We start from the raw sequence: 13280 nt of genomic DNA on the forward strand, positions 1-13280 counted from the left end.
CCACTCTACCTGATCAGCCCCCGCTCCCGATAGTAGCGCAACGCGCCGGGATGCAGCGGCACCGGGCTTTTGCTCACGGCGGTCGCCAGCCGGATCTCGTGGCCAGCGCGGTGGGCAATGGCGAGTTCGTCGAGGCCGCCGAACAGGCGCTTGGTCATCTGATAGACGAGGTCGTCGGACACCGCGCTGCTCGTGACCAGATAATTCATGACCGATGCGGTCCGCACGGGTTTGTCCTGGCTGATATACGTCCTGGCCGGAATGGTGTCCGGCTTGAACGGCGCGCCGATCTTTCTGACCATCGCGGGCGGCACCGGCACGATGACGATATCCGTGGCCTCGCTGAGTTCCTTGATCGATGTCACGCCGAGACCCGCAGACTGCAGCGTAGCATCGAGCTTCTTCTCGATCATCATGGTGGTGGATTCAGCAAAGGAGAAATACCTGATCTCGCCGAGATTCTCGTAGCGCAGCCCCGCAGCGCCCAGAATGGCGCGGGCGTTCAACTCGGTGCCCGACCTCCGCTCGCCGACCGAGAGGCTCCTGCCCTTGAGATCGCTCAGCGTCCTGATGCCGCTCTCCTTGGTGGCAACGATCTGGATGTAATTCGGATAGAGCGCGCCGATCACCCGCAACCGGTCCTGCTTGCCGTCGAAGCCCGCCGTGGCATTGCCGGCCCAGGCGTCCTTCAGGGCGTCGCCGAGCGCAAAACCCACTTGCCCGGTGCCTTGCTGCAGCCGCGAGAGATTCTCGACCGAACCGTCGGTTGTCTGCACCTGAACTTTCGCGCCGGGAATATCCGCATAGATCATCGCAATCGAGACGCCGAGCGGAAAATAGATGCCGGACGTATTGCCAGTCAGCAGCGTAATCGACGGCTCGGCGCGTGCCGCTGCGCTGCACATGACGACTACAGTCGTCATGGCCGCTATCAGACGCTTCCTCATACTCATTTTATTCCTGTCGTTCAGGCCGCGAAGGTGAACCGCAGCCCTCATGCGGTCAACGGCGTCGCAATAGCGAACGCCGTTGCCGCGACGAAAGTTTCACCGGTAAGCCCTTGCGCCAGCCGGGTAAAACGGCATGAATGCGCCGCACTCAGAATAATAAGGCCGGCAAAGCCGGCTGCGGGAAATATCCCGGGGGATGAAACATGGCTGACCAGAAATCAAACACGAGCGATGACACCGTTGCCATCTCCGACGAGGCTTTGGCAAAGGCTGAAGCCTTCATCGAAGCCGATGAAGGCGCAACAAATCGCCTGTTGGGCTGGGCCGGAACGATCTCCACCGGCATCGCCGTGGTGATGAGCCTGTTTCATCTCTATGCCGCCTACGCGATCGTGCCGACGCAGGAGTTGCGCTATGTCCACGTCGCCTTCACGCTGATCCTCAGCTTCCTGCTATTCCCCGTCGCAGCGCGCTTCCGCAATCGCGTGCGCTGGTGGGACATCGTGCCGGGCATCGTCGCCATCGGCACCATTGCCTATGCACTGTGGGGCGGCGACGATTTCACCGACCGCGCCACACTGCCGGATCATATGGACGTCATCGTCGGTATCGTCTTCATCGTGCTGCTGCTGGAAGCGACGCGCCGTACCACGGGCCTGATCATGCCGGTCGTGTCCGTTTTCTTCATTGCCTATGCGATGCTCGGTCCGCATCTGCCGGCGCCATGGACCCATCGCGGCTATGACCTGCCGCGTCTCGTCGGCCATCTCTTCATCACCCTGGAGGGCATCTTCGGCGTCGCGGTGGACGTGTCAGCCACGCTGATCATATTGTTCACGATCTATGGCGCCTTCCTGTCGATGTCCGGCGCCGGCAAATTCTTCATCGATTTCTCGCTATCATTGATGGGGAACAAGTCGAACGCCGCTGGCCGCACCGTGGTGCTGTCCTCGTTCCTGCTCGGCGGGCCTTCCGGCTCCGGCGTCGCTACCACGGTGATGATCGGCACCGTCGCCGCCCCGATGCTGGCCAAGGCCGGTTTCGAGAAGAACGCTGCCGGCGGCTTGCTGGCCGCGGGTGGGCTCGGCGCGATCCTGTCGCCGCCGGTGCTCGGCGCCGCCGCGTTCCTGATCGCCGAATTCCTCAAGATCAGCTATCTCGACGTGATCTGGATGGCGACCATCCCGACCTGTCTCTACTACCTGTCGCTGCTGATCATGGTGGAGATCGACGCGAAGCGGTTCGGCGCCCACAATGTCAATGTCAGGCCTGAGCTCAGCCTCGGCGTGATGATGAAGCGTTACGGGTTCCACTTCATCTCTCTGCTCGCCGTCGTCGTCTTCATGATCATCGGCTACTCGCCGTCACTGTCGGTGTTCTACGCCACGCTCGTCACCTTCGTGCTCAGTTTCCTGCGCAAGGATACCGCGCTGGTGCCGAAGAAACTGGTGAAGGCGCTGGCCGATGGCTCGATCGGCGCGCTCAATGCTGCGACGACCTGCGCCTGCGCCGGCATCGTGGTCGGCGTCGTCACGCTCACCGGCCTCGGCCTGAAATTCTCGTCGATCGTGATTTCCTATGCGGGCGGCAGCCTGCTGCTGACGGCGATCTATACGGCGCTGATCGTCTGGATCATCGGCCTCGCCGTGCCCGTGACCGCGTCCTACATCATCTGCGCGGTGATCGCAGCACCTGCGCTGATCAAGCTCGGCGTGCCCGATTACGCCGCCCACATGTTCATCTTCTATTACGCGGTGCTGTCGGAAGTCTCGCCACCCACCGCGCTGTCGCCCTTCGCGGCGGCGGCCATCACCGGCGGCGATCCCTACAAGACCACGCTGCAATCGTGGAAATACACGCTGCCGGCCTTCCTGGTGCCATTCGTCTTCGTCTGCGACCCGCAGGGCGTCGGCCTGCTGCTGAACATTCCGAAGGGCGGCTCGTGGGTGGACATCGTCGAGATCACCTTCAAGACCACGCTGGGACTGCTGGCACTCGCCGCCGTCGCGCAGAACTGGGCACTGCGACAAAATACACCGATCGAGCGCGGCCTGCTTCTGCTATCGGGATTGCTGCTGGTGTTCCCGAGCCTGATCGAGGCGATCATCGAATCGATCATCGGTCGCGACATCAGCTACACATTCGTGCCTGGCCTCATCATCGGCCTCGGCGTGCTGCTCTGGCAGGCAAGGACGAGGACGCAACCGGCGCCGGCATGACCAACGACAGAAACGAATAACGTCAAGTTATCGCATGACAGCGGACGCCGCAGATAAGCGGCGCCGCCGACTTCAGGGAGTGACGCGATGAGATGGACAGCTTTCAGACACAGGGCGTTCAGCCTTGCACTGCTCGGCATCGCCTGCGCGGCGACCGGCGCTTCTGCGGAAGACAAGACCATCGCCATTGCGACCGGTGGGACCGGCGGCATCTTCTATCCGCTCGGCGGCGGTCTCGCGAACCTGCTGTCGAAGAAACTGCCGCATACCCAGGCCACCGGCGAAGTCACCGGCGGCAGCGTCGACAATATCAAGCTGCTGGAAACCGGTCAGGCCGATCTCGGTTTCATGACCGGCGACGTCGCGTCCGATGCCGTGAAGGGCGAGAACAAGTTCAAGAAGCCCGTTCCGCTGCGCACCATCGTCGCCGTCTATTCCAGCCCGGTGCATGTGGTGACCATCGCCGGCACCGGCATCGAGAAATTCGCCGATCTTAAAGGCAAGCGCATTTCCGGCGGCGCGCCGGGCAGCGCCACCGAGGCGCAGACCTTCCGCCTGCTCGAAGCCGCGGGCCTCGACAAGGACAAGGACGTCAAGCGCGAACGTCTGTCGGTGGCGGAATCCGCGTCTGCGCTCAAGGATCGCAAGATTGACGCCTTCTTCTGGGGCGGCGGCGTGCCGACCGCCGCCGTCGTCGACCTTGCCGCAACGCCCGGCGTCACCATCAAGCTGATCGATATCGACTACCTGTTAGAGCCGATCGTGAAGAAATATGGCCAGATCTTCGCACCCAGCGTGATCAAGGCCGGCAGCTATCCGGGCCAGACCACCGACAGCCGTGGCTTCGCCGCCTGGAACCAGATCATGGCCACCGACAAAATGTCGGACGACACGGCCTATGCGATCACGAAGACGATCTTCGAGAACAAGGCCGATCTCGTCGCCGTCCATAAGGAGGCCGAGAACATCAATCTCGCCACGCAGACACCCGCGCAATCGCCGGCGCCCTACCACCCCGGCACGCTGAAATATCTCAAGGAAGTCGGCGCGGTGAAATAGTCACCGCGACATCACAGGAAAACCGGAGGAGAGGACAACCATGTTCAAGCGTTTCAGAAAGACATCGATTGCCGTGGCGCTGGTCGCCACTGCCGGCCTTGCAGGCGCGGCCATCGCGCAGCAAAAGACCATGGCGATCGGCACCGGCGGCACTGGCGGCGTGTACTATCCGCTCGGCGGCGCCATCGCCAATGTGCTGTCGAAGGCGCTGCCGAACACCCAGGCCACAGCGGAAGTCACCGGCGGGTCGGTCGATAACCTCAAGCTAATCGCCTCGGGCCAGAGTGAACTCGGCTTCAGCATGGCCGACGCCGCGCTCGACGCACTGAACGGCCAGGACAAATTCAAGAGCGGCAAGGTCCCGCTGCAGACCTTGCTCGTGGTCTATCCGAACCGCATGCATATCGTGACCATCGAAGGCGCCGGCATCGAGAAGATGTCGGATCTCAAGGGCAAGCGCGTCTCCACAGGCTCGCCGGGGGGCGCCACCGAAGTGATGGCGTTCCGCGTCATCGAGGCCGCCGGTCTCGACAAGGACAAGGACATGAAGCGCGAGCGTCTCGGCGTCGCCGAAAGCGTTAACGCCATCAAGGACCGCAAGATCGATGCGTTCTTCTGGGTCGGCGGCGTTCCCACCGCCGCCGTCACCGATCTCGCCGCCACACCCGGCATGAAGATCAAGTTCGTCGACCACGCCGACCTCGCCGCCAAGATGAACGAGAAATACGGCAAGCTGTATTCGCCTTCGACTATCAGCAAGAGCATCTATCCCGGCATGGACAAAGACAACGCCAATACCGAAGTCTGGAACATCATCGTCACCGGCAACAAGATGAGCGACGACGACGCCTACAACATCGTCAAGACGCTGGTGGAGAAGAAGGCCGACATCGTTGCCGTGCACAAGGAGGCCGAGAGCTTCTCGCTCGACAACCAGGTGCAGGAGCGCTCCCCGGTGCCGTTCCATCCCGGCGCGTTGAAGTACTTCAAGGAAAAGGGCATCGGGAAGTAAGACCAGCCCGCCACAAGACCAGACTTAAGGCCGCGATGCGAAAGCCTCGCGGCCTTTGTTTTTAAGTGGTTGATCGCGGACCTCCCCTTTGTCATCCCCGCCTAGGCGGAGACGACGGCGGCCACGCCGAATACCGCGGAACCGGCGTGCCTTCGCGCCGTTGCCTGCCGGGCACTGCCGTGCCGTGAGGACCACGCGTGCACGACGCCAACAGGATCAAACATCCGCTCGACGCACTGAACTTCTTTCTCGCCGATGTCCGCGATGGGCTCGGGCCTTATCTGGCGATCTATCTGCTGACGGTCCAGAAATGGGATGAAGCGTCCATCGGCATCGTGATGTCGGTCGCCGCCCTCGCCGGAATCGTCGCGCAGACCCCTGCCGGCGCCCTGATTGACAAGACCGCGGCCAAGCGCGCCATCGTCATTTTTGCCGCCGTCATCGTCACACTCGGCTCGATCGTGCTGCCGCTCTATCCCGGCTTCCTGTTCGTCGCGACGACGCAGGCGCTGACCGGTGTCGCCGCGGCCGTTTTCGCGCCGGCACTGGCGGCGATCACACTCGGCATTGTCGGCCCCAGAGCCTTTGCGCGCCGGATCGGCCGTAACGAGGCGTTCAACCATGCCGGCAATGCGACCGCAGCGACATTGGCCGGCATCTTCGCCTATGCCTTCGGGCCAATCGTCGTGTTCTGGCTGATGGCCGCGATGGCTGTGGCGAGCATCCCCGCGACGCTGGCGATCCCCGCTAATGCCATCGATCATCAGATGGCCCGCGGCCTCGGCGATCTCGACGAAACGCACGATCACGATGCCGCCGACCGGCCATCCGGCTTTCAGGTCCTGCTGACCTGCAAGCCGCTCCTGATATTTGCCGCCGCCACCGTGCTGTTTCATTTCTCCAATGCGGCGATGCTGCCGCTGGTCGGCCAGAAACTCGCACTGGTGAACAACGAGCTTGGCACCACGCTGATGTCGGTCTGCATCGTCGCGGCGCAAGTGGTGATGGTGCCGGTCGCCATGCTGGTCGGCCGCAAGGCCGATGTCTGGGGCCGCAAACCGATCTTCGCCTGCGCACTCGCTGTGCTGGCGCTGCGCGGCACGCTGTATCCGCTCTCTGATAATCCTTATTGGCTGGTCGGCGTGCAGACCCTCGACGGCATCGGCGCCGGAATCTTCGGCGCGATCTTCCCGCTTGTCGTCGCCGACCTCACTTACGGCACCGGCCACTTCAATATCAGCCAGGGCGCGATCGCCACCGCCGCGGGACTAGGGGGCGCTCTCAGCACGGCCATTGCCGGCATGATCGTCGTGAAGGCGGGCTACAGCGCGGCATTCCTGGCGCTGGCCGCTTTGGCGGGGATCGGCCTCATCCTGTTCATCGTCGCCATGCCGGAAACGCGACCTTCCGACGCACGTCATCAGCCGTTATTACCAAATGCTTAAGGATGGTATTGCATTGCGGTAGTAACTCGCAGTGCAGCATAGTACCATCCCCCCAGTACGTTCCCATGCATGTTGTCCATGGAAACGCCTGATCGGGAGAAGCTGAAAGGACCTGCCGGTTGCGCAGATGAGTCGCAGGAGCGGACCGTCTTCGGGTTCGTTGTACCAGCCGTGCCGGTTCCCACTTGATCCCGGCCTCCCGTCATTGTCTTAAACACCCATAATCAGATCGCGCGTCGCAGCCGCGCGGCCTGTCCGACATGCAAAAGGACTCTTCGAGATGTCATCATCGATCCGCTTCCCGTCCCGCCGCTCCGTGATCCTCGGCGGCGCGGCTGCCCTCGGCACCCTGCCGATCCTGTCGCGCCGCGCCAGCGCCGCAGAGTGGCCCACCAAGCCGGTGAAGTTCATCGTTCCGTTCGCGGCCGGCGGCACCACCGACATTCTGGCGCGCGTCGTCGCGCAGAAGATGTCCGAAGAGATGGGCCAGCAGTTCATCGTCGAGAACAAGGCCGGCGCCGGTGGCAACATCGCCGCTGATTTCGTCGCCAAGGCCGAAGGCGACGGCTACACCTTCCTGGTCGGCACGCCCGGCACCCACGCCATCAACAAGTTCGTGTTCAAGAACATGACCTATGATCCGGTGAAGGATCTGGCCTCGGTGATCGTGATCGCCAAGGTGCCGAACCTGTTCTCGGTGACCAATTCGCTGCCTGCCAAGAGCGTCAAGGAGTTCATCGAACTCGCCAAGGCCAAGCCGGACGAATATTTCTACGGCACGCCGGGCCTCGGTTCGACCGCGCATCTGTCAACCGAACTGTTCAAGTCGATGACCGGCGTGAAGCTGACCCACGTGCCCTACAAGGGCAGCGCCCCCGCGCTCACCGACCTGATCGGCGGCCGCGTCCATGTGATGATCGACAACCTGCCCGCCGCGCAGCCTTTCGCGGAGAGCAACCAGATCCGCGCACTCGCCGTCTCCACCAGCAAGCGCTGGGAGCCGATGAAGGACATTCCGACCATCGCGGAAGCCGGCGTGGACGGCTACGACGCCGCCTCCTGGTTCACCATCGCAGCCCCGGCGAAGACGCCGAAGGAGATCATCGCCAAGCTCAACGCCTCGACCGACAAGTTCATCAAGTCGGCCGACGGCACTGCCCGCCTGATCAAGCTCGGCGCCGATCCGACCGGCGGTTCGCCGGCCGATATGGATGCCTATGTGCAGTCCGAAATCGAGAAGTGGGGCAAGGTCGCCCAGTTCGCCGGCATCAAGCCGGAGTAAGGGCAGCGCGGGGTTGGCAGGGCGTTAGACGCGCCTGCCTGTCTTGCTTCGTTAAGCGTGAATAGATCGAAGGGCATGCGCATCCGCGTGTGCCCTTTTGTTTTGGGAGTGCGGTTGGCGCCTATTCCACACTCGTCATTCCCCGGCAAACCAATTGGTTTGCCTGAGGGCGTGCGTAAGCCCGGACGCGCAGAGTCCTCAATTGTCATTCCGGGATGCGCCGGCGCAGCCGGCTGGGGCGCAGGCCCGGAATCCATAAGCTCGATCGTGGGTATGAATTCCGGGCTCACGCAAGGGCGCGCCCCGGAATGACAGTGGAGGGAACGCACCCAAACATTTTTTCCTATCTCCCGTTGACACCATCCCAATCAGGTTTATATTCCCCTTCGTCCTGCCCCACCGAGAGGGGCGATCGCGATCGTCACGTTCGCGGGGTGGGATGCGGTGGACGCCGGAGATGCGGCGTCACGCGGTTCATGGGGGAACGTCTGTCTTCGGGCAGGACGGATCTGCGCCAGCACTGCCACTGGCAAGGAGACGGCCGACCTTCGGATGGAAAGATCCCTGGACAGTGTGACGGACGACCAAATCGAAACACGTTCGGCCAAGTGCTTTGCGGCTACCCTGTCCCTCCGCCCTGGGACATTAATTTTGGTGATGGGACCGTTCGCCATGGCAGATGTGCAAGCAACCGAAAAAACACCGCATGCGGAACGCCGGGCAATCGCTCGGCGCCTCCGAAAGTCCTGATGCACACTAACCTGCGGAAGACCGCATTCGCATCAGGCCCAAGGGTGCAACGGGCACCCGGCGTTCCGCACGCCCTCTTACAGGGGGCAGGGAATGCAAGAGACGACGGCGCCCCCGCGCCGCAAACAATGGGGGCGATGACGCATGTCTGAAGAGCAGTGGCTGTTGGACAGTTGAATCAGCGATAGCGCATAGGCGTTTGTAGGATCCCTCCCCCTTGCGGGGAGGGTCGGCCGAACGAGGCGATGCGTAGCATCGACGAAGTAGAGGCCGGGGTGGGGGTGCCCCACGTGAGAGCGCCGCTTGTGGCACCCCCACCCGACCGGCCAAGCGGCCGGCCACCCTCCCCGCAAGGGGGAGGGAAAAGGAAGACCGTCTACTCGAACTTCATATCGATGCAGCGCGACACGTCCGAGCCCAGCCCCGAGGGAATCGTGACACAGCCACGAATTTTCTGCTGGGTGTTGTCGCTGACCCACATGGCAAAACCACCATTGCCGAAGAACGAATTGGTGTTCGGCGGCTCGGTCTCCGTGGCATCGAAGGAATAGCTGGAGTCGGTGTCGAACACGCGCGGCTTCTTCACGCAGGCGCCGTCGCTCTGGACGTTGATGACTTCCTTGGCATCACGCGTCATCGATAGCGACACCGAGCACCGGAAATATTCCGAGGTCTTCGCATTGAACAGATAGGCATAAGAGCGGCAGGTCGCCGTACTCAGCTTGCCTGCGGCAAGCCCACGTCCGCAGGAGATGCGCTGGTTGTTGCTGAGCTTGAAATCATCCGCCGCAGCAAGACCGGGCGCCAATACCACCGCGCCAACAACCAAAAGACTTTTCACGATCGCTCGCATTGTCGAATCATCCCCATCGCCGCATTCATCGTGGACCGGCTTAGCCCGAAAGCGAAAGATAGTCGCCAGACCGCGCTTGCGAAATAACAAACTCTGTCGCGACCGCATGTCGTATTGACGGGCTGTCACCGTTCGTGATTTGTTCAAGACCACCGCGCAGCCGCGATGTACTTTCAAAAACACGTTTCGGAGAATTTGGGATGACCGCTCGAGCCTTTACGATGCTGTGCGCCGCCGCACTGATGACATCGGCCCTTGCCGGCCCTGCTCTGGCTCAGGCGCCGACGCCCTGGGTGCTCTCGCCCGACATGGGCTATGGCTACGACGCGTCAGGCAAGACCTTCGCGTACAAGATGGGCACCAACAATGCCAAATTCCTGCTGAAGGGCGCCAAGAAAGTGCCGAAGAACACACTCTTCTTTATCGGCGAGAACGGCCAGCTCTATATGCGCAGCGGTCCGTTCCTCGAAGATGATGGGAAGTTCAAGTTCGGCCCGGGCTAGTCCCGGTTTCGGACAGGATCATGCGCAACCGGACGGGTGCCGCATGACGGAGACATGACATTGCTCCCTTCGCCATGAAGCCCTCTCCCACCACGGTGGCAGAGGTGATACAGAGCGCTTCATCTTTTTACGAAAGCTGAAAGCACTCATGGCCAAGTCGCTGCCCGTCTCCCCCCTCGCCCCGACCGCTGTTCCCGAACTGCCCGCGATTGCAGGAGTGCGCCTCGCCACGGCCGCTGCCGGCATCCGCTATACCGGCCGCACCGATGTGCTGCTCGCGGTGATGGACAAGGGCACGACGGCCGCCGGCGTCTTCACCACGTCGAAGTGTCCGTCCGCTCCGGTGGAATGGTGCCGCGCCGTGCTGAAGGGCGGCAAGGCGCAGGCGCTCGTGGTCAATTCCGGCAATGCCAATGCCTTCACCGGCAAGACCGGCAAGGCATCGACCAAGCTGACCGGCGACATCGCGTCCAAGGCCGTCGGCTGCAAGCCGAACGAGATCTTCCTCGCCTCGACCGGCGTGATCGGCGAGCCGCTCGACGCCACCAAGTTCGACGGCGTTCTCGCCACGCTGGCCGATAGCGCGACGCCCGAGGGCTGGATGGACGCCGCCAAGGCGATCATGACCACCGACACCTTCCCGAAGGTCGCGACGGCCACCGTGAAACTCGGCAAGGCCAAAGTCACCATCAACGGCATCGCCAAGGGCTCGGGCATGATCGCACCGGACATGGCGACCATGCTGTCCTTCGTCTTCACCGACGCGCCGATCAGCGCGCCGGCCTTGCAGGCGCTGCTCAAGGCGGGCGTCGATGACACGTTCAATGCCGTGACGGTCGATGGCGACACTTCGACCTCCGACACCCTGATGATGTTCGCCACCGGTGCCGCGGCGGCCCAGGGCGCACCGAAGATCACCAAGGCCAGCGACGTCAGGCTAAAGCCATTCGTGAAGGCGCTGCAGACGCTGCTCGCCGACCTCGCCGAACAGGTCGCCCGTGACGGCGAAGGCGCCCGCAAGCTGATCGAAATCATCGTTGAAGGCGCAACCACCAAGGCCTCGGCCCGCAAGATCGCCATGTCGATCGCCAATTCGCCGCTGGTGAAGACTGCCGTTGCCGGTGAAGACGCCAATTGGGGACGCGTGGTGATGGCCGTCGGCAAGGCCGGCCAGCCGGCCAATCGCGACAAGCTGTCGATCTCGTTCAACGGCATCCGCGTCGCCAAGTCAGGCGCGCGCGACCCGTCCTATAACGAGGCCGAGGTCTCGAAGATGATGAAAGAGCAGAAAATCCAGATCAAGGTGGCGCTCGGCCTCGGCAAAGCGCGCGACCGCGTGCTGACCTGCGACCTCACCAAGGAATATATCGCCATCAACGGCGATTATCGGTCGTGAAGAGGATCGCCGCGGGCATCGGTCTGGCGGCGATCGTCTTTTCGACGGAGGCCTTGGCCAAGGACCTGCCGGTCGGGCGCATGCGACGCGCGACCGAGAGCAACAAGGAAGTGGGCATCGGCATTGGCGCACGCTGGAACAATGCCTGCAAGAGCGTCGGCATTCCGCAGGTTCAGCTCGACACCGCACCCGCTCATGGTTTCGTCTGCCTGCGCAGCGGCCTGGTCAAACCAAGCAATGTGTTGTTCGGTGGCGCCAAGCACTGCATGCCGATGGAAATCGAAGGCGTCGAGGTTGTGTATCGGTCCCGCCCGGGGTTCGACGGCACGGATACGCTCGGCTATACGCTGAGATTTCCGCGCGGTACGAAGCCATTGATTGTCGATATCCGCATCAAGCCCGCTGCAGGCATTGCGCGCAAGGACAATGACCCGACGTTCACGCGCCAGCCTCCGGGCGAGATTCCAAGCTGCGCGGCGCTAGTCTCTTGAAGTGAGATATATCCGATGAAAATGGTTCTCGTCGTCGCCTGCGCCCTGATCGACCCCGACGGCCGCGTGCTGATCGCGCAGCGGCCGGAAGGCAAGGCGCTGGCCGGCCTGTGGGAATTTCCCGGCGGCAAGCTGGAGCCCGGCGAACGGCCGGAAGCCGCGCTGATCCGCGAGCTCGATGAAGAACTCGGGATCACCGTGAAGGAAGCCTGCCTCGCGCCCCTGACCTTCGCCAGCCATGCCTATGAGGATTTTCACCTGTTGATGCCGCTCTATATCTGCCGGCGCTGGGAAGGCCTCGCGATCTCCAGGGAAGGTCAGAACCTCGCCTGGGTACGCCCCAACAAGCTGCGCGACTATCCGATGCCGGCCGCGGATATCCCGCTGATCCCGCATCTGATCGATCTGCTCTAGGGCTTCAGCCCCTTCACCGCGTCGGCGAGACTTGCTTTCGCCGAGCCCGGCTTCAATGGCTTCTGCTGGCTCTCATGCGGCGCCCAGCCGGACAGCCAGATGATGTCGAAGGTCGCGCGAATGCGGCCGTCGGGATCGGCAAAGCGCTCGCTGTAGATCTGCGCCATGCGCAGCAGCGTCGCGCGGCGCAGCGGCGCCCGGCGGCGCTCGACCAGCACATTGGTGGCGCCCATCCTGCGCAGATCCTGCATCAGACCGAAGGCACTGTCGTAGCGCACCACGACGCGATCCACATCGGTCACCGGCAGCGCAAATCCCGCCCGCTGCAGAAGCGCGCCGACATCGCGCAGATCGGCCATTGGTGCGACGCGCGGCGAGATGCCGCCTTCGCGTTCGGCTTCCGCCGCAGCGAAGCTCTGCCGCAGCTCGGTCAGCGTGTCGCCGCCAAGCATTGCGGCCAGCAGCAAGCCGTCAGGCTTCAGCGCGCGGCGGATCTGCGCCATCACGCCTGGCAGATCGTTAACGAAGTGCAGCCCGAGCCCGGAGATAACGAGATCGAGCGACGCCGGTGCGAGATTGAGACCATCGCTTTCGACATCGGGCACGTCGGCATGTGTGAGACGGCCGACACGCCCGGCCACACCATCGCGCAGACGGTTGCCCGGCGTCGCGACGTCAGCGGCATTGTCGAACTGGCGCAACACCGCCTGCAATCGCTCGTCCATGTCGGCGACGACACGATCCAGCAGGAAATTCTCGGCCCCCAGTCGCAACGCACGCGTCTGCCGCGCCCGCAACAGAGCGCGGTCGAACAGAATAGGTGCGGTATTGGAGGTCTGGGCCATGCGGCTTGGTACGCCGAAGACCAGGGATCTGGCAATCGCGCTTGAGATCGGCGCAGGAGGG

General features: G+C 62.9%; 12 protein-coding genes. 9 read left to right on the plus strand and 3 right to left on the minus strand.

The window, feature by feature from the left end:
* Nucleotides 1-5 precede the first annotated feature (5 nt).
* On the minus strand, nucleotides 6-947 hold the full coding sequence (locus tag AB7813_RS17320) for a TAXI family TRAP transporter solute-binding subunit (protein WP_439065158.1): 942 nt from the start codon (nucleotides 945-947) through the stop codon (nucleotides 6-8).
* A gap of 206 nt (nucleotides 948-1153) precedes the next feature.
* Here AB7813_RS17320 and AB7813_RS17325 point away from each other — a divergent pair, with 206 nt between their 5' ends.
* From AB7813_RS17325 to AB7813_RS17345, 5 genes are all read left to right on the plus strand, one after another.
* A complete protein-coding gene (locus AB7813_RS17325) occupies nucleotides 1154-3169 on the plus strand; it encodes a TRAP transporter permease (protein ID WP_093757458.1) in 2016 nt (671 codons plus the stop codon).
* A gap of 87 nt (nucleotides 3170-3256) precedes the next feature.
* Entirely contained in the window at nucleotides 3257-4228 is a 972-nt protein-coding gene (locus AB7813_RS17330; protein ID WP_439065159.1) for a TAXI family TRAP transporter solute-binding subunit, read from the plus strand.
* A 40-nt stretch (nucleotides 4229-4268) separates the two neighbouring features.
* On the plus strand, nucleotides 4269-5240 hold the full coding sequence (locus AB7813_RS17335) for a TAXI family TRAP transporter solute-binding subunit (protein WP_068729346.1): 972 nt from the start codon (nucleotides 4269-4271) through the stop codon (nucleotides 5238-5240).
* Nucleotides 5241-5437: 197 nt separating this feature from the next.
* Nucleotides 5438-6685, plus strand: coding sequence for an MFS transporter (locus AB7813_RS17340; protein ID WP_439083947.1), 1248 nt, complete (start codon nucleotides 5438-5440; stop codon nucleotides 6683-6685).
* A gap of 280 nt (nucleotides 6686-6965) precedes the next feature.
* Entirely contained in the window at nucleotides 6966-7967 is a 1002-nt protein-coding gene (locus AB7813_RS17345; RefSeq protein ID WP_439083946.1) for a Bug family tripartite tricarboxylate transporter substrate binding protein, read from the plus strand.
* Between the two features lie 1126 nt (nucleotides 7968-9093).
* Here the strand turns inward: AB7813_RS17345 and AB7813_RS17350 are convergent.
* Nucleotides 9094-9570 carry a hypothetical protein gene (locus AB7813_RS17350; RefSeq protein WP_089267692.1) on the minus strand — a complete coding sequence of 159 codons (477 nt, stop codon included), beginning with the start codon at nucleotides 9568-9570 and terminating at the stop codon, nucleotides 9094-9096.
* 200 nt (nucleotides 9571-9770) lie between these two features.
* Between AB7813_RS17350 and AB7813_RS17355 the strand changes: the two genes are divergently transcribed.
* The 4 genes from AB7813_RS17355 to AB7813_RS17370 all read left to right on the plus strand — a co-directional run bounded on the left by AB7813_RS17355 (nucleotide 9771) and on the right by AB7813_RS17370 (nucleotide 12374).
* On the plus strand, nucleotides 9771-10073 hold the full coding sequence (locus AB7813_RS17355; RefSeq protein ID WP_184512165.1) for a hypothetical protein: 303 nt from the start codon (nucleotides 9771-9773) through the stop codon (nucleotides 10071-10073).
* A 148-nt stretch (nucleotides 10074-10221) separates the two neighbouring features.
* On the plus strand, nucleotides 10222-11469 hold the full coding sequence (gene argJ, locus AB7813_RS17360) for a bifunctional glutamate N-acetyltransferase/amino-acid acetyltransferase ArgJ (protein WP_439083945.1): 1248 nt from the start codon (nucleotides 10222-10224) through the stop codon (nucleotides 11467-11469).
* Nucleotides 11466-11960 (plus strand): hypothetical protein, encoded by a 495-nt coding sequence (locus AB7813_RS17365; protein ID WP_089267695.1) that lies wholly within the window; start codon nucleotides 11466-11468, stop codon nucleotides 11958-11960. Before argJ ends, AB7813_RS17365 begins: the two co-directional genes overlap by 4 nt.
* A gap of 15 nt (nucleotides 11961-11975) precedes the next feature.
* A complete protein-coding gene (locus tag AB7813_RS17370; RefSeq protein ID WP_374725597.1) occupies nucleotides 11976-12374 on the plus strand; it encodes a (deoxy)nucleoside triphosphate pyrophosphohydrolase in 399 nt (132 codons plus the stop codon).
* Here the strand turns inward: AB7813_RS17370 and AB7813_RS17375 are convergent.
* Nucleotides 12371-13219, minus strand: coding sequence for a methyltransferase domain-containing protein (locus tag AB7813_RS17375; protein WP_439083944.1), 849 nt, complete (start codon nucleotides 13217-13219; stop codon nucleotides 12371-12373). The two genes, AB7813_RS17370 and AB7813_RS17375, sit on opposite strands and share 4 nt — an antisense overlap.
* Nucleotides 13220-13280: the final 61 nt, after the last annotated feature.

The organism is Tardiphaga sp. 20_F10_N6_6 (assembly GCF_052076045.1).
GTDB lineage: Bacteria > Pseudomonadota > Alphaproteobacteria > Rhizobiales > Xanthobacteraceae > Tardiphaga > Tardiphaga robiniae.